The sequence below is a fragment of the Neisseria zalophi genome (assembly GCF_008807015.1).
GTDB classification, from domain to species: domain Bacteria; phylum Pseudomonadota; class Gammaproteobacteria; order Burkholderiales; family Neisseriaceae; genus Neisseria; species Neisseria zalophi.
In genome coordinates this window covers 1,579,513-1,597,193 of record NZ_CP031700.1, presented here as the reverse complement: position 1 = coordinate 1,597,193, position 17,681 = coordinate 1,579,513, and the positions used below count along the sequence as shown (strand labels likewise).

General features: G+C 37.5%; 11 protein-coding genes. 4 read left to right on the top strand and 7 right to left on the bottom strand.

Annotated elements, in window-relative coordinates; translation table 11 throughout:
- Positions 1-46: 46 nt before the first annotated feature.
- On the bottom strand, positions 47-925 hold the full coding sequence (locus D0T92_RS07360; protein WP_151051599.1) for a cupin-like domain-containing protein: 879 nt from the start codon (positions 923-925) through the stop codon (positions 47-49).
- A 307-nt stretch (positions 926-1,232) separates the two neighbouring features.
- Between D0T92_RS07360 and D0T92_RS07355 the strand changes: the two genes are divergently transcribed.
- The 4 genes from D0T92_RS07355 (at position 1,233) to D0T92_RS07340 (ending at position 7,309) form a co-directional block, all read left to right on the top strand.
- Positions 1,233-4,535, top strand: coding sequence for a DNA translocase FtsK (locus D0T92_RS07355; RefSeq protein ID WP_151051597.1), 3,303 nt, complete (start codon positions 1,233-1,235; stop codon positions 4,533-4,535).
- Between the two features lie 126 nt (positions 4,536-4,661).
- Entirely contained in the window at positions 4,662-5,291 is a 630-nt protein-coding gene (locus tag D0T92_RS07350; RefSeq protein ID WP_151051595.1) for a lytic transglycosylase domain-containing protein, read from the top strand.
- Positions 5,292-5,415: 124 nt separating this feature from the next.
- The gene (locus D0T92_RS07345; RefSeq protein WP_151051593.1) at positions 5,416-6,816 is read left to right on the top strand and encodes an MFS transporter; all 1,401 of its coding nucleotides are present in this window, start codon (positions 5,416-5,418) and stop codon (positions 6,814-6,816) included.
- Entirely contained in the window at positions 6,800-7,309 is a 510-nt protein-coding gene (locus D0T92_RS07340; protein WP_151051591.1) for a single-stranded DNA-binding protein, read from the top strand. The genes D0T92_RS07345 and D0T92_RS07340 overlap by 17 nt, the downstream gene beginning before the upstream one ends.
- Positions 7,310-7,417: 108 nt before the next feature.
- Here D0T92_RS07340 and D0T92_RS07335 read toward each other — a convergent pair whose 3' ends face one another.
- Genes D0T92_RS07335 through D0T92_RS07310 form a run of 6 tightly spaced genes read right to left on the bottom strand, consistent with a single transcriptional unit; the run spans position 7,418 to position 17,527 of the window.
- A complete protein-coding gene (locus tag D0T92_RS07335; RefSeq protein ID WP_151051589.1) occupies positions 7,418-8,002 on the bottom strand; it encodes a 4Fe-4S single cluster domain-containing protein in 585 nt (194 codons plus the stop codon).
- 9 nt (positions 8,003-8,011) lie between these two features.
- The gene (locus D0T92_RS07330; protein WP_151051587.1) at positions 8,012-9,835 is read right to left on the bottom strand and encodes an AAA family ATPase; all 1,824 of its coding nucleotides are present in this window, start codon (positions 9,833-9,835) and stop codon (positions 8,012-8,014) included.
- Between the two features lie 16 nt (positions 9,836-9,851).
- Complete coding sequence (locus tag D0T92_RS07325) at positions 9,852-10,982, bottom strand: hypothetical protein (protein ID WP_151051585.1); 1,131 nt, start codon at positions 10,980-10,982, stop codon at positions 9,852-9,854.
- Between the two features lie 23 nt (positions 10,983-11,005).
- Positions 11,006-11,530 (bottom strand): PIN domain-containing protein, encoded by a 525-nt coding sequence (locus D0T92_RS07320; protein ID WP_151051583.1) that lies wholly within the window; start codon positions 11,528-11,530, stop codon positions 11,006-11,008.
- Positions 11,523-13,541 (bottom strand): PIN domain-containing protein, encoded by a 2,019-nt coding sequence (locus D0T92_RS07315; protein WP_151051581.1) that lies wholly within the window; start codon positions 13,539-13,541, stop codon positions 11,523-11,525. The genes D0T92_RS07320 and D0T92_RS07315 overlap by 8 nt, the downstream gene beginning before the upstream one ends.
- A complete protein-coding gene (locus D0T92_RS07310) occupies positions 13,538-17,527 on the bottom strand; it encodes an AAA domain-containing protein (protein ID WP_151051579.1) in 3,990 nt (1,329 codons plus the stop codon). Before D0T92_RS07310 ends, D0T92_RS07315 begins: the two co-directional genes overlap by 4 nt.
- Between the last annotated feature and the right edge of the window lie 154 nt (positions 17,528-17,681).

The following is a 17,681-nucleotide window of genomic DNA, read 5'->3' as shown; positions in this document are numbered from 1 at the left end:
ATCTTGGACAAACATAAAAGCCTTTCAGATGGCCTTTTTTGTATATTTATCTCGGTAACCCTTTTAGCAAAGCTTTGTCTGCCCGTTTCACGGCAAGGCGTTCTTTCCATGCCATATAACGTTGCCGGTAACGTGCTTTCATTAGATTATCGAATTGGCGTTGTACGGTAAGGTTCCAGACGCTTTGCGCTTTTACCGCCCAGCTTTCGTCCCATGCGCGTAATGAAAGGGAAAAAGAGCCGTCGAGGTATTTCATCCAATGCCACCAGCCGGTCGGCATAAATAAGGTATCGCCGTATTCTAAAAAACATTCGATGCCTTCGACGCCGTCTAAAGCGGGGAAGCGTTGTGTGTCGGGGTTTTCGACACTGTAATCTTCAAGTGCGTAGGTGGCATAGGGAATACGGTAGAGGCGTTCTTTCCATTTATAATCAAACAAAATAATGTGTTTTTGTCCGAAATGGGTATGGAAAATATGCGCCATATCGATATCGTAGTGCAAAAAGGTTTCAGAGCCGATACCGCCGAAAAACATGGTCGGATATTTGTCTAAAAAGCCGCCCATTAAATCTTGCGGGAAAATATAATCTTGCAACAACGATGGCGCGTGTTTGATCGGGTCGAAAAGGAAGATGCGTAGGTCGGTCGGTTCTCTTTGGATTAAATCGATATAGTCGCCAAACCTCATTTCGGCACTGGCCGCATTAATCGGGGCGGCAGGGTCGGCTTTGTTGCTGTCGTATAAGGGCACGACAATATCGCCGACGGCTTCTTTCATATAGTCTAACGACCATTTTTCATAAGCCGGCCATTTTTTAGCCATGTTGCGAATCACCACGGGCTTGCGCGGCTTGAGATAATAGCGGTGAAAGTCTTCACGGCTAATGTCGTCGACGATGTCGATAGGGGTGAGTTTGAAGCCCATGGTTAATAAATGAATAAAGTAAGATATGAAATGAGAATTTTAGTAAAATTTAGCGTGTACGGAAACCATTTTTATCAAAATTATCAGAAGTCGTTTAAATGAATACAGGCCGTCTGAAATTGTTAAGACGGTTTGTTGGATTATTGCTATTAATGAAGCGGTTGGCTAGAGAAATAAATTCGTTTATCTGCAATTTACCGTCCGTTATTCCGAAAAAGCTGCCGATTGCCCTGAAAACTGTTCTTTAAAACGGCGAAACAGGCTAAAATAGACACTTTGCAAAAATCAACTCGGGCTGCTTTTATTCATGTTTTGGATATTTTTACTGATTGTATTGCTATGTGCGATTGTCGGTGTCTTATGGATGCGTCACCGTCAGGAGAAGGAATGGCTGCGCGAACTGACTTACCTGAGCCGTCACGAAGCCGACGAAGAGGAGGCGCAACCGCCCCATGATGCCGCACAGCCGAAAATGCTGCGCGGCGTGGATCCGAACCTGAAAAACACCCGCCAACATTATCGTGCGGCCGAAGAGGCCAAAGCGGTTTATGATAAAACCGTGGAAAAATTCCGCGCCCTGTCGCCCAAACACAGCCGTAAACTGGAAGCAACATTGGGCGGCAAACGTAAAGAACAGCAAGAAGACGATTTTAACGAGCTGCCTATTTTTGCAGCCGCACCTAAAGAAGAAGCCGCAGCGCTTGAAGAGGCGGCGGATCAAACCTTTTCCGAAGTCGGGATAAACGAAGAGACTACCGAAAACGTTGCCACCGATACGGACAACAGCCCCCGGCCCGTGTTGCCGGTTCCGGAAACCACACAACCAGATGCGGAATCTGTCGCCAGCGATAATCATCAGGAGCAGGAAGCGGATACTTCTTTTGCCGAAGAAAAAGGCGAAGTGCCGCTATTCGGTGCCGTTTTAACGGCAGAATCAGAAGCAGAAGCGCATACGGCAGAGCCTGTTTCCAAGCGTACGGTTACTGGCAAGGCTATTGCCCCTGCGCCTTATGTGGCGTTTGATGAAGAAGAATACCGCACAGCCAAGCCCGTTGATGCTTCTTTGCCGGTGATTACTTTAGAAGAGGCAACGCGCACCTTGCACGAAACCCAGTTATCGGAATGGCAAGAGAAAGAAACCAATCCTCAGGCAGTACGCGCTTTTTCCCATCCTTCGCCGGATATGGAAGTGGTCGAGTTGAATTGGCAATTCAAACCCGCCTTGCAGGAGGTTGAACCGCCCGCCCCGGTGCGACAATTGAAAACCATTGAATTGGACGACCCTGCAGTGATTCGTACCCGTGAGCGGGTATTGTCGGAGGTGCGTCAGCTTACCTATGGTTCGCCCCGCACCGAAATGGTCGAATCGGTCGAGCAGGCGTTGGATAATCCCGAAATCATCGGTGAAGAGGATATCCGTTCCAATTTGTTACGCCAACGTTTGGCGCGTCGCCGCCAAGTATCGGCACAAGAGCCGGTTCAAAGCGTGCAGCCGAAGATTATTCCGGAGGGTGAAGTTTTTGCCAATCTGGCCAAAACCGATTCGCCTGTAAACCGCCAGCGTATCCGCCGGATTAATACGGCCATGCGCGAAAGTGTGATTCCCGAAGCGGCGAGAGTGGGGCAAAGCCATTCCGCCCAACTTCAGCCGGTAAAACCCGTTGCCGCAGCCGCTGCAACGGCAGCCGCGCCTATTTATTCAAGATTTACGCCTTATTCGGCAGTTCCCGAAGCTGCGCCTATTATCAGCGAACCGCCGCCCGTGCCGGAAGTAGAACGGCAAGTTATCGATATACCGCCGCCGCCTTCTTTTCACGATGTACAAACGGGCGCCATCAGACCCTCACGGGTGTTAAACCGCCGTACAGAACAGCAGGCCAATGCCCACATCAGTTCGCAACCGCGTTGGAGCATTACCGACCGCTTGTTGCAAGAGTCGGATTCTGAACAGGAGGGCGAGCATTTTCAGACGGCCTCAAACCATACCGATGAAGTAACCGCCGCCGTATTCGAACATCCTAATCATTCTGTTGTTCAAACAGCTATGCAGGCAGCACCGATGCCGTCTGAAATAGCAACAGTGCCAACGCATCATAATATTACTAAGCCGTCGGGTGAAAACACCTTGCCAACGGTGGCTTTACTTCAGCCGCCACAGTTCGACCCTACTGCCACTCAAACGGAAGAAGCACTGCTTGAAAACAGCATTACCATTGAAGAAAAACTGGCCGAGTTTAAAGTTAAGGTCAAAGTAATGGATGCTTATGCCGGCCCTGTGATTACCCGTTATGAAATCGAGCCGGATGTGGGCGTGCGCGGTAATGCCGTAATCAATCTCGAAAAAGATTTGGCGCGTTCTTTAGGTGTGGCTTCTATCCGCGTGGTCGAAACCATTCCGGGTAAAACCTATATGGGCTTGGAGTTGCCCAATCCGAAACGGCAGATGATACGCCTGAGTGAAATTTTTAATTCGCCGGCGTTTCAAGAATCGAAATCCAAACTCACGCTTGCACTCGGGCAGGATATCAGCGGCGAACCGGTGGTTACCGATTTAGGAAAAGCACCGCATTTATTGGTGGCGGGTACCACCGGATCGGGTAAGTCGGTGGGCGTGAATGCGATGATTTTATCGATGCTGTTTAAAGCAACGCCCGAAGAAGTGCGCATGATTATGATTGATCCGAAGATGTTGGAATTGTCTATTTACGAAGGCATTCCACACTTGCTTGCGCCCGTGGTTACCGATATGAAACTGGCCGCCAATGCGCTGACTTGGTGTGTGAACGAAATGGAAAAACGCTACCGTCTCATGAGCCATTTGGGTGTGCGTAATCTAGCCGGATTCAATCAAAAAATAGCCGAAGCCGCCGCGCAAGGTAAAAAATTAACCAACCCGTTCAGCCTTAACCCCGAAGAACCCGAACCTTTGGAAAAACTGCCCTTTATTGTGGTGGTGGTGGATGAGTTTGCCGATTTGATGATGACGGCCGGTAAGAAAATCGAAGAGCTTATCGCAAGATTGGCGCAAAAAGCCCGTGCTGCCGGTATTCATTTGATTTTGGCTACCCAGCGTCCGAGTGTGGATGTGATTACCGGATTGATTAAAGCCAATATTCCGACCCGTATTGCTTTCCAAGTGTCGAGCAAGGTCGATAGCCGCACGATTTTAGATCAGATGGGGGCGGAAAACCTGCTTGGACAGGGTGATATGCTGTTCCTGCCGCCGGGTACCGGCTATCCGAAACGCGTTCACGGTGCTTTTGTGGCAGACGACGAAGTGCACTATGTAGTCGAATACCTCAAACAGTTTGGCGAGCCGAATTATATTGACGATATTTTGACTGCGGGCGTGAGCGGTGATGATTTATTCAGCAATGCCAACGGCCAACGCAACGGCGATGAAGAGCAAGACCCGATGTATGATGATGCGGTTGCTTGTGTGATTAAAAACCGTAAAGCAACCATTTCTTCCGTACAGCGTTATCTGCGTGTCGGCTATAACCGTGCCGCCCGTTTGATTGATCAAATGGAAGCAGACGGCATTGTTTCCGCACCCGAAGCCAACGGCAACCGAACCGTATTAGCACAAAGTAGTGAACATTTAGATTAATACCGTTAAAAGAAGTGATAATATAAAATAATAAAACCGATACCGTTTTCAGACGGCCATAATCTATATGGGTATAGGCCGTCTGAAAAAATAACTAATTCAATATAAAAACAATTTTTATACATTATGGAACGTCAGACACCGAAAAATCTACCGGCATCTTTTTTTCGCCGCCGTTTATTATTGGCCGGAAGTGCGGCATTGCTCAGCCCGAAGTTACTTTATGCAGGCGCCCAGCGAGAAGAAACTTTATCCGATGATGTGGCTTCTGTTATGCGCGGTGCTGTGAATAGTGTTAACCCACCGCGTTTGGTTTTTGATAACCCCGCTGAAGGCGAACGTTGGCTGCGCGATATGTCGGCACGGTTGGCGCGTTATGTGCCGGATGCAGGGCAACGAGAGCGGCTGTTAATCAATATCCAATATGAAGCCAGCCGCGCCGGATTGAATGCTCAAGTGATATTGGGGCTGATAGAAGTGGAAAGCGCATTCCGCCAATATGCCATTAGTAAAGTCGGTGCGCGCGGTTTGATGCAGGTGATGCCGTTTTGGAAAAATTATATTGGAAAATCAGACCATAATTTATTTGATATCCGCACCAACCTGCGTTACGGTTGCACTATTCTGAGACATTACAATAATGTCGAAAACGGTAATTTAGTACGCGCTTTGGCACGTTTCAACGGCAGCTTGGGCAGCAATAAATATCCGAATGCCGTGCTCGGTGCATGGCGCAACCATTGGCGGTGGGGCTAGTTTAATCAAATATTTGTTTTAAAACAGATATTTTATAATCTGCTTTCTTTTAATCCAACCGTTTCAGACGGCCTTAAGCTGTTTATATTATAAAGGCCGTCTGAAAAGACACGACAGGCGAATTATGGCAAGAGAAAACCGTACACAAATGTTTCCGCTCGAATGGCGTGCCAGCAGTTCGCTAGCGGGCGTTTATGCCTTGCGTATGCTGGGCATGTTTCTGGTACTGCCTGTTTTGGCGCTGTATGCCGCCACATTACCCGGCGCCGACAATAATAAAGCTTTAGTTGGTTTGGCTATGGGTATGTATGGTTTAACACAAGCCTGTTTGCAATTACCCTTGGGCATGGCTTCCGATAGGTTCGGGCGCAAAAAAGTGATTTATGTCGGGCTGATTGTTTTTGCTGCCGGTAGCTTTATCGCAGCTGCCGCCGATTCGCTTGAGATGTTGGTAGTAGGCCGTGCCATACAGGGAGCAGGCGCGATCAGTGCTGCAGTTACCGCATTATTGGCCGACTTAACGCGCGATGAAGTGCGTACCCGTGCCATGGCCATGATTGGCTTGAGTATCGGCTTAACCTTTTCCGTGAGCTTGGTATTGGCACCGGTATTGGCCGGCTTAATCGGTGTGCCGGGTTTGTTTGTGTTAACCGGTATTCTCACCCTTATCAGTATCGGGGTAGTGGCATGGATGACACCGAATCCCGAAACCTCAAAACTGCATGAAGATGCGGAAGCGCAACCTTCCAGAATCAGCGAAGTTTTAAAAAACAAACAATTATTGAGTTTAGATTTTGGTATTTTTGCTTTACATGCCGCCCAAATGGCTTTGTTTACCACCCTGCCTTTCGCCTTGGTAGAGTTGGGTTTATTCAAAGAGCAGCATTGGAAAATCTATCTACCCACCACTATTATCGGCCTTGTGGTAATGGTGCCGCTGATTATTATTGGTGAAACACGCAATAAACTGAAACAAATATTTATCGGCGGGATTGCCTGTATTGCCGTTGCCCCCATCGGCCTGTTTTTCAGCCTGCATTCCGTATGGCTGATTACCCTTTTATTGGTGGTTTATTTTATCGGTTTCAACGTATTGGAAGCCAGCTTGCCCTCAATGGTGTCGAAAATTTCACCACCCGATTTAAAAGGCACCGCCATGGGTGTATACAATACCTTGCAATCGGTCGGCTTGTTTACCGGCGGCGCCGTCGGCGGCTTATTGTTCCAACAATACGGCTTTAACGGTGTCTTTACTTTCTGCACGGTATTAATGCTATTATGGATAATCATTGCATTTTATATGCCGGCACCGAAACCGGTTAAAAATATTGCTTTTACCATTCCCGAAAGCCAACGAAACCATACCGAGGCTTTGCGCAACGAATTGTCTGCTTTGAGCGGCGTAGAATCCGTGTCGTTCAGCATAGACAAACAAACCGTTTTTATTAAAGCATTGCAAAAAGGCTTTGATGCCGCAGCGGCCGAACAAATTATCTCAGGAGTAAACCATGTCATCATTAAATAAAGTTCTTTTAATCGGCAACCTTGGCCGCGACCCGGAAGTCCGCTATATGCCCAACGGCGATCCGGTATGTAATTTCAGCATTGCCACCAGCGAAGTCTGGACCGACCGCAACAGCGGCCAACGCCAAGAGCGCACCGAGTGGCACAATATCACCTTATACCGCCGCTTGGCAGAAGTTGCCGGACAGTATCTGAAAAAAGGCAGTTCCGTTTATATCGAAGGCCGTATCCAAAGCCGTAAATATACCGGCAAAGACGGCGTAGAGCGCACCGCATACGAAATTATCGGCAATGAAATGAAAATGCTCGGCTCACGCAGCGGCGGCAGTTCCGCCGAATACGACGGCGGGCAGGGCGGCTATCAGGCGCCTGCGCAGCAAAACTATCAAAGCGCACCCGCACCGCAAACCCCGCCACCGGCTGCACCCCGCCGCCAAGCACCAGCAGCTCCTGCCGCGCCGGTGGATGATATTGATGATGATATTCCGTTTTGAGTTTTATTAAAAATAAGAAATATTTAAATTTTAAAATAAGGCTATCTGAATTTTGAGACAGCCTTATTTTTATTGGGAATTAAAATTGATGTTGAAAGTATATAGAATTTATTTCATAGTTATTTCAAATGGTAATCCATTTCCAACAATTTTATTATCTAAATTAATTCGCCATTCATTGGTTACAGTTAATGGTCTTGTCTCAATTTCAACATTATAACGATCTGTCAAATAATGGAATTGTTGATTAGTAGAACCTACCCAATTTCTAATGGTTTCAGTTTTTGTTTGGTCGAACTCTCCTGTAATTAACAAATCAGTAGCAGCTAATAATCTTTGAGAACCTATGAATTGTTCTTCAATTAACTCATATTTTTGATAGCCTGAAAAACAAATAACTGATAATCCTAGATTCTGAGCTGCTTCAGCTATATCTGCCAAACCATCAGCTTGTAGCATTGGCTCTCCACCTAAGAAAGTTAATCCTTCTAAAGGATATTGTTTTTTAGATTCTATTAATTTCATTATAATTTCATTTGAACGACATATATGTACAGGTTTTATTTTTAACAAATCTCCATTACAACAACCGATACAGCGTTTTAAACACCCTTGCACCCAAATTACAAATCGTAATCCTGGCCCTTCTGCTTCGGTTGCTGCTAATATTTTAGCAATGTTTAACCAGTGCATTTGTTTACCTTATTTAATTTCAAAATCAAAAGTTTTCCCTGCTTGTACTACATAGAGTGTTTTTCCATATAATGGTTGAGGATTTTCACTTTCCTCAAATAGAAACTCTGCTAGTGGATCAAATAATGACTTAGTTAATACATTTAATACTCCTCGTCCACCATGTTGTTGGTTCACCTGACTTACCAAAGATTCTAATGCCCGGTCTTCATCTTCAAATTCAAGGCTATCAATATTCCATTTTTCTTTTAAGCGCTCATTTAATGGTTGTAGTTTGGCTCTGGCAATAGATTTAAGTACATTAGTATCTTGTATGAAATTAAATGGAATAATATTTGCTTCTCCAATTCTACCTAGTAGTTCGGGGCGGTTAAGTTTATTTCTAAAGTGTTCTTGTACCAATTGTTTAAATTGTTCTGCAACACTTTGAGGCTCTCCTGGTTGAACTTCTGATGCACCAATATTAGAAGTAAATACAATGAAAGTATCGGCAAAAGAAATAGTTTCTCCTTTACCATCAGTTAGCCGACCATCTTCTAAAATTTGTAAAAATTTATCGAGAATACGCGGGTGTGCTTTTTCAATTTCATCAAATAATAATAAAGAAAAGGGGCGGGCTTTAACCGCATTAGTTAATTGTCCTCCTTCTTCAAATCCAACATACCCAGGAGGAGCACCAATTAATCTTTGATCTGCATGTTCATGATTAAATTCTGACATATCAAAACGGATACAAGCATCTTCGTCTCCGAATAAAAATTGTGCTAATGATTTTGCCAATTCTGTTTTACCAACGCCGGTTGGGCCAACAAAAAATAATGTGCCTTTGGGTGTACGGGCTTTGGTAGAGTGTTGTAAACCTGATAAACCAGTATATGCACGAATTAATATTTTATTTACTGCGTCAATTGCGTGTTCTTGTCCTTTTACACGGTGCTCCAGTATATTTTTTGCTTCTTTCAAGCGTTTATAATTAAGCTTTTCCCAAGGAGATTGACGTTTACCATAACGATAAAGAGAAATCAGGTTTTGTAAAATCAAAGGAGACCGTTGTTGACGAGATAAACGAACAAGATTATCAATATCTCGTAATGTAAGTGTATCCGTTAAGGTTACAAAATCCGCTAGCGCTTTACTTCCACGATCTAACGTTTCTTGTAAATTAAAATGATATTGTTTAGCTAAAATTGCTTCCTCACGTTCTTGCATAGTTGGCAGAGGGATACTAATTTCAGCAAATAATGGATTATTTAAATAAATAGATGGAGGTAAAGATATATTTCCTGAGCAAAGAAATATTAATATACTTTGTGGGTTATCCATTGCTTCTGGAGAATTAGGTTGCTCTGCATCGCGTAAACTTGTAGAGATTTGTTGTAACCAAGCTCTTTCTGCGTCACTTAATGCATTTACTTGCCCAAATAAATAATTAGACCAATCAACAACAAAAGCAACTTTCTTTGAATCATTAGTCATCACTTGTTGTACAGTAGCAAAAAAATCTTCTGTACTTATTGGGGCATTATTAGATAAAGTAGGGCTGTCTATATTTTCTATATCATAGTCTTCCCCTTCTTCAGCTTGTATTATGGCTTGTGTAAGATTATTCCACTCATCAGTGGAAACTCCTGATACGCCAGATAAACGAGAATAAAAGACCACATGTGAAAATCCTTGTGCTTTTAAACTATCTGTTATTGCTTGATTAATAGGAACCAAACGGTTATAACGATTAAATGAAAAATCGATGATATTACCACTAATAATCAATGCACGACGTATCATTACTTGACGTTCAAAGTTTTCTAGCCAACTACTAATATATTCATTCATCTTTTGTCTCTAATTATTAGTTTTTTATATTTTTGTTAGTCTGTATTGGGTTAATTGGTTTTGCATCCATCTTTGTATCATCTGGGTTTTCCCAAATAACTCGCTCTTTGGATAAATTTACACCATAAATTTCAGATAACTTAGGTAAAACTTTTTGCATATCTTCCTTACAATGCTGACCTTTATAGTTATCAAACTCATATCGTACTGAACCATTTAAATTAATTCTAAATTTTGCTTGATTTCCGGTAGGGCGTGCAGCTTGAACTAAAACAATTTCCTCACCATTTTCATTTTTTTGTTTTATGGGGTTGAGGACATTAAATCCTGCTTGTTTTAATGCTTGGTAAACAGCTTTTACCATTTCTTTTCTGATGTCTTCATTCTCTATAATTTCATCATGTACCAAATCAATTTCTTGGGCAATTTTAGTTAAATTTTCACCAGATGCTTGCTCGATTTTCTGCTGCAATTGAGTAGATTGCGCTTTTGGTAAATTTGTTGTTTTAATTATTTTTAGTAATTCACCTTTTTGTTTTTGTTCATTTTCTCCTCTTACTGCATTTATGAAATTTTTTTCATTTTCAATGGCTTGTTGTTCAGATTCTTGTTTTATTTTATCAACTGCTTCCGTTATTTGTTGTCCATCCCAATTTTCAGAAAAGGCTTGTTGTTTTAGCTCATAAAGTTTTTTAAACGCCAAATTTCGAGCCAATTTGTTTTGCCAATTGGATGTAACTTGTTGCCAGATTATTTCACGTTCTTTTTGTATTTTTTTTACTTGCCGCTCAGCTTCTAATTTTGCTTCCTCTTGTATTAATCGTTGATATTCCTCAGCGATACGATGTTGTTCTCTTGCTTGATGTGGTAGAGTTCTAACAAAATTGCCTAAAATACGACTGACTTCCCGCCCTTCTAAAGCATCCATATTATTACGTATTCGATTAATTTCATTACGTACATGATCACATTCTTTTGGAATATATTGTTCTAGTCCATCCTCTGCTAATTCATTTAATATGCTTTCATATTTTTTTAAAAAAAATTCAGTTTGATTCTTAATTTCTTTTAATCTTTGTTTATGTGCTTCCTCTCGAATTTCACGTTCACGAACTAATGCCCATTGTCTCTCATGAATTGCGCTCATTTTTTATTCCTATTGGTTATTTATTAACTAGTTTTAACACCAACACTAGTTGCCTTATTTTTTAAATTTTTATCATTTGTATAAAAAATCAGATCGTTTAATTTATAACGTACTGCTACAGCTAAGGTTTTGTCATCGTTTTCACCATTTGGAGTTTTCATAGTATTTGATTGTTGTAGTATTGTTAGTAACTCAGAATTTGAGTTTTCTGTGTGTGTTGCCAACTTTAATTCATCAATTTTTCGAATGGCCTCTCTGATTTCAGCAGCTTTCTTATTTAAGGAATCAATATGTTGTTGTTGTTGATTCTTGTCTTTGAGTAGTTTTTTTTGTTTGTTTTCTGCATCTTGCTTTTTTTTATTGAAATTGTTTTTTTCAATTTTCAGCATAGCTATTTTATTTTGCAAACTAGAAATTTCATGCTCTAACTTTGAAATTTCCATTTCCATTTCTGGTATCTTGTGTTTTATAGCTATATTTTCATTTACGTTTAATGGAGTTGAGTTATTTTGATTTAATTTATTTCTATTTCTTTTTTTCTTAGACATTTTCTTTCTCGCTATGATTTTTTAATGATGCTAAAATTGATCGCTTGTTTTGAATCTGTGATTCAAACTCTTTAATCTTATTATTAATATTTTCAATATCCTCTATAGTATCCTTTATTTCTTGATCTAAACTATCAGTTTGAATGCTATTAAGAATTTTATTAGCTTCATAGATATCTTTTTGACTTTTTTCTTTTTGATAATCTAATTCATCTAGCGTTGTTTTTGATAGAATAACTATTCTATCCTTTTGAATATTAAATAATTTTTCTGGATATTTTCGAATAAAGTCTGTATCTAATACAGCAAATTTCTTATTGGGAGATATTGGTTCAAACAACTCATTAATTTTTGTATAAAAATTAGTTATATTTTGTGTTCTTTTATCTAATTCAATAGAATTAATTTTAGGATATTTACGTTTAAACTCTAATTTTATACTTTCCCATTCTATAAATTTTTTCATTGTATCTTGGTTAATTAAATTTAATTGTATCCTAGTTATATCATTAAACTTAGATAACTCATTGGTTAGTTTAAATAGATGGCTTAATTCAGCTGTCTTAGCTATTTGTGATTTTGGATTTTTAAATGCTTCATCTATTAGTGTGCTGTGTAAATTATCATTTATTTTTGATAAACTTAAAGGTATATTCGGAAACAATTTTGTAAATTTTTCAATTTCGTCATTATTATTTAGTAAGTTGATTTTTTCAGCCCAAATATCTGGAGAGCCTGTAATAAACTTTTTATTGTTCCAATTTTTTTCAAATTGTTCTTTAAATGATATAGCTTCTAAAATATCCATTTTAGGAAATTTTTCTATAATTTCCTTATAAGGTAAATAATTGGCCATAAAAGCCAAAGTATCGAAATTGGGATTATTTAATGCAGATAGCTCAGCTATCTGATTATTTTCATTTTTTGATAAAATACGTACAGGCAATTTTATTTCTTGATGATGAAAATATGCAGGAATATAACCAATTTCCTCATAAAATAGATTGAAACTACATGGATCCCAGAATATTTTTGTAATAGTTTCTTCATATTCTTGATTACAAGAAATACTAAGTATTTGATCCTTTAATTTTGCTTCATCATGATTATTATTGAGTATGATATAAGGGGCTTGATTATTAAATTCTTGTGCATTAGAAAAATTAATTGGTACAGTTTGTTTTAATTGCTTTAAATCAGTATTTTGATCCGCTAGCACTAAAGAAAGTAGGTTATTTAAATTATCTATTTTTATTTTATTTAAAATAGGTTCGATAATATTATCGGCTTTATCTAAAATTGGTTTGATTATTTTATTATGTATTACATCCAATGAGCGATTATCTAACCAGCTTTTAAATAATTTATCATCACATCTTAATGTGACATTATAGTTATTATCTAATACCAAACTAACTTTAGCTGTTTTCCATTTAATTTGTTCTATGTCTATGTTATTGTCAATGCCATTAGATTCGAGATCAATATCAGATTTAACCCAACTTAACTCAGCCATTTTATTTATACTAAGTTTTGTAAGAGTCTCTTGATTCGGAGTAAAAAGCTCATGATCTAATTTAATATCAATCTGATTATCTTTTATATTATGAAATTGTTCATAAGCATTTATAAGAGGATTAAAAAAGAAATTTTCATTTGCTGATTTTCTCCTGCTAATCATTTTTTTTTCTTTAAAAAATTTTTCACCATGATTAGTTAATATTAATTCTTCAATTTGAATATTGTTTAGATCATTATCTAAATCGATATCTTCAATCAATCCGGCTTCTAACATATCTTCCAGAGTCTTGCGAATAAACACCTCATCTAACTGCATTGATTGAATAATTTCCCCTAATGATTTTTGCTTTAACTGTGGAAAGTCCATAACTAAACTCATTATAAGCTTATCAAATACAGTAGGTTTTCTAACTTTACGATAACGATAAGTTACTCGGATATTAAAAACTGGATATGCAACAAAATGTTGACTTAGTGTGTATTCATTCATGAGTTATTCCCTTTTGTAGCATTTAATTTTTTCATTGTATTTTGTAAAGCATTAAAGAAAGGTTGAGTTTCAGTTAAGTTTCCAGTATCTGCCTGATATTCTAAATAGTTAAACATTTTTTTATAGATCATTGTTTTCTCAATCTTATGTTCATCCATTTTAGGTAGTTTTACTTCTCTGTTTTCTAGCATATTTCTTGCTCCAAATATTATTAATAGATTTTGAGCTCTACTCATTGCTACATTAATAAATTCAAAACGGGCGATATTAGCTCTACCACGCGTAAATTTTTGATGGAGATCACGGCCATTATTTTTAACTAAGCTAAGTAAAATAATTGGCTTTTCTTTACCTTGATAACGGATAACTGTATTAATTTCTACATCAATAGCAGTAAACCATGTTTTTTTATTTGGCACATTTTTTCGTATTTCGTCACGAATTAAACGGCATTGCGGTTGATAAAAAGATACCACACCTATTTTGAGCCTATTATCTTTATTATATTTACCCTCTATTTGTATTTGACGATCAATTTCTATTAAAGTCTTGGCTATTAGACGGGCCTCAAGGCGATTAATATTAACTCCATCCTCAATTTTATATTTTTTACCATGTTCATCATTTGTAGTATCAACCCATAAAAGATGATCTTCTTTTTTGAGAAGGCGATCATTATTTTCAGTAATGAAAGTTAAATTATGTGGGCGCGGTAAATCAGGATTTCCACAAGTTAATTTATTTTCATAAAAGTAATTAATCATCCTCATAATATCCGGATGCATGCGAAATTGAATATCTAATCGTTCTCGTAGGCTTTCAGGTGCTTGCTCAAATAGTTCTTTAAACAAACTAGCGGTAACCATCTTTTCAAATTTACGTAAATTCTCTTTGGTGACATCTGTATTAACATTTGTTATTTCTTCTTCTTTATCCGCTTGATTCCTCTCAACTTCATCTTCAAAAGTCAAGCCGTCAGCTTCGTTGAAAATAGGTGGTAATTGACGATGATCGCCTACTAAAATTGCTTTTGGAGCGCGCATTAATGGTAATAGTAATTCTAGAGGCGTTGCTTTGGAGACCTCATCAATAATAACCACATCAAAGCTATCAAAATTATTATTTGTTAATGTTCGTTCATCTTCATTACAAGAAATAGCCACTACATTACAACTTTCAAAATAAGTTTGTTCTAATTCAATCCAATCATCTTTTGCTCGTTGTAATGGATCTGTTAGAATATCCTGCCACTGTTTAAATAAAGGTAGGAAATCTTTATTTTGCCGTTGAATATTGTTTAGTTCATTTTGTAAGTTATTTAAATTAAGATTTTGCTCTTCAACTAAACTTGTAAATTCAATAGAGCTGTCAAATTCTGCTTTTATAGTCCATTCTGAGGCTTCACTATTTTTTTTATTAATTTGTTGTTTAATTTTCTCTAGTTCATTTTTTATATTTTTTACGATGGTTTCTTGTCGTTTTATTTCTTCATCATTAGGCTTTTCTATATTTTCTATTTTTATAAGTTGATTTAATTGAACAATAGTATTATTTATAATAGAATCAATATCCTGTTTTATTTTTATAATGTTATCTAATCGTTGTTGCAATAAAATTTTTATATTATCACTATTGCCATTTAAGAAGTTATCTTTATCACTAAATAAATTATAATAATCACCAATTAGATTATTAATTTTATTGTTTGAGTTTATACTTTTTTCTAATTCTCTACACTCTTTACGTTTACTTTTCCATAATGTTATAAGATTACCATCATCGTCATCATCATCTATTTTCTTTGCAAGTTCATCAATTTCTTGTTTTAATTCTTCAAGTTTTAATACTGTTTTTATATCTGTTTTGCCCTGTCCAAGACTAATTCGATCTAAATCTGCTTGCATTTGGGGTATGGCGTTGTCGATTGACAGCCAGCGTTTATATAGATTTTGTAAAATAGCCATTTGATTTTCATGGCTATCCATAAAAATATTGAAAGTGATATATTGCTGTTCAATTTTTATTGTTTCTAAGTTACATAGTTTTTTTACTAAAGAAAAAATTTCTTGTGGTACTTCTAAAGTTAACTGAGCAATACTATCATTACCATTTTTCAAAAAATTAATTAATTTTTCTAAATTACTATTATTTTGTTGTTGGCGATTGAAAATTTTATTTTTTTGCTCAAATTCTTCTTTAAGTTCGGCTAATTGTTTTTCTGTTTGAGCTAATTGCCTCTGCTGTTCTTTATCTCGAATATGTAGTTTCTCTCTATCATCAACTATAAAGTGAGCAGGCTCCAACCACTCTTTAAGCTTGTGGATTTTTTCTTGGAGTTGTTGTTGGGGAAGTAGATACTTTTCAGATACATAGTTTTTTAAAGCCGTATATTGTTTTGCTAATACATTTTCACCTGTAAACTCCTTACCTTCATCTGAAATCCGATTGTTATTTTTAGATAAACGGATAGCTTTTAGATTTGGATGATTTTTTAAACGAGATAAGGCATTATCTAAAGCATCATGTGCTTGGCTGGCTAATAATACTTTTTCACCTCGCTTGGCAAATTGTAAACAAGCCTCAGCAATTACGGTGGTTTTTCCCGTTCCGGGCGGCCCTTGGATTAAGCAAATATCAGGGGCGGCAAGTATTTTTTGCACGGCGGATTTCTGCTTATCGTTTAGAGTGTTATTTTCCCATTCAGTAATTTCAGGAATATGATCAGGTTGATTGGCATTTTTAATATCAAATAGATAATTTGATAAATAAGGAGCATAGCAGTTTTCATTTTGTATTAAATTTTCTACTGCTTTTCGATGACGTTCAATTAGAGCTAAATCACCAATGAGGGAAATAGATAAAAACCCTGTTTCAGGTAGTGCTTTAAAAAGATTGTTGATTTTTTCAAGTTTCTTATCATTTTCTTTGTCATCAATAAACTCTTCATTAATTTGACTGAGCTTGTAGCTCAACTCTTCTGATATATCAACAAGAAGTTCCGCCCAAACTGCTGTATCCAAATCAAAACTTACTTCTTCTTTGTGATGGGATTGATGTTTATTATTTTTAATAATTTTTATTCCATTATTGGCAAGCTGGCCAAAGTTGCCAAAACTATTATCTAATTTATTAGAATTATTTTTAGGTAAAATAAATCGATAAGGATCGCTAGATGTTTTTAACTCAAAAGTATGTAGATTTTGTCGACTAAAAGCTTTTTTTATAGAATTTAAGGCTTGCTGATTTTCAAATATTACATCAAATTTTAATTGCTCAGAATTTTCAAGAAACTTCCATTTTAAATAACGAACACCTTGTGTTTTATGTTTGATAAGATTTTCTTTAAAAATAAGAAACTCTTTCCATGCTTCTAAGCGTTCTTTCGCACTTATTGCAAATTTTGGTAAGGATTTTAAGAAAGTAGAAGATAAAGCATTATTAGCTTTACGTGGAGGGAATTTTCCTTCATCAAGCTTTTGAAAAAGTACTTCACTTTCTTTTTCATAATTAGTAGGACCTTGCTTTCCATAGGTTAAAGCAATGCTTTGAGGCGTAAAAATTGGATTGGGTTTATCAGTAAGACAGAGTCCTAATACTGTAATAGCAATATTCTTAGATAGGTTTTCATTAAAAATCGGATGATTAGGAATACGAATCGCCAAAGTTATCTTTTTTTCAGATTGATCTTTTAAAGACAGATTTGAAAAATATGCAAAGACATTGACATCAAAGTCATTAAGAAAGAATTGTTCACAAAATTCTGTAGCAATTTCTTCATAATCTTTATGATCAAACTCGGGAAATTGTTGTTTGTATTTCTTGAGTACGCTCGAAATATTTTTACCTAAACGTTCCAAATTATAGAAATTACTTTCAGCTCTAGGTAATTTCCAATAAATTCTATTATCTTGAGAATATATATTTTGAGAATCAGGATTGTTAGAGTAGGGAGTATGAGAATCTACTATTATATTTTCAATTGACATAATTTTTCCAATGATATTTTTATTTGGATAAATTATACACTATGAATTTTTTTTGTTAAATTATATTATGCTAATATATTTATATTATGAAAGGCTATCTAAAAATACTTAATCGATAGAATTTTTAGCCTATTTTTAAGTACATTTAATTTTA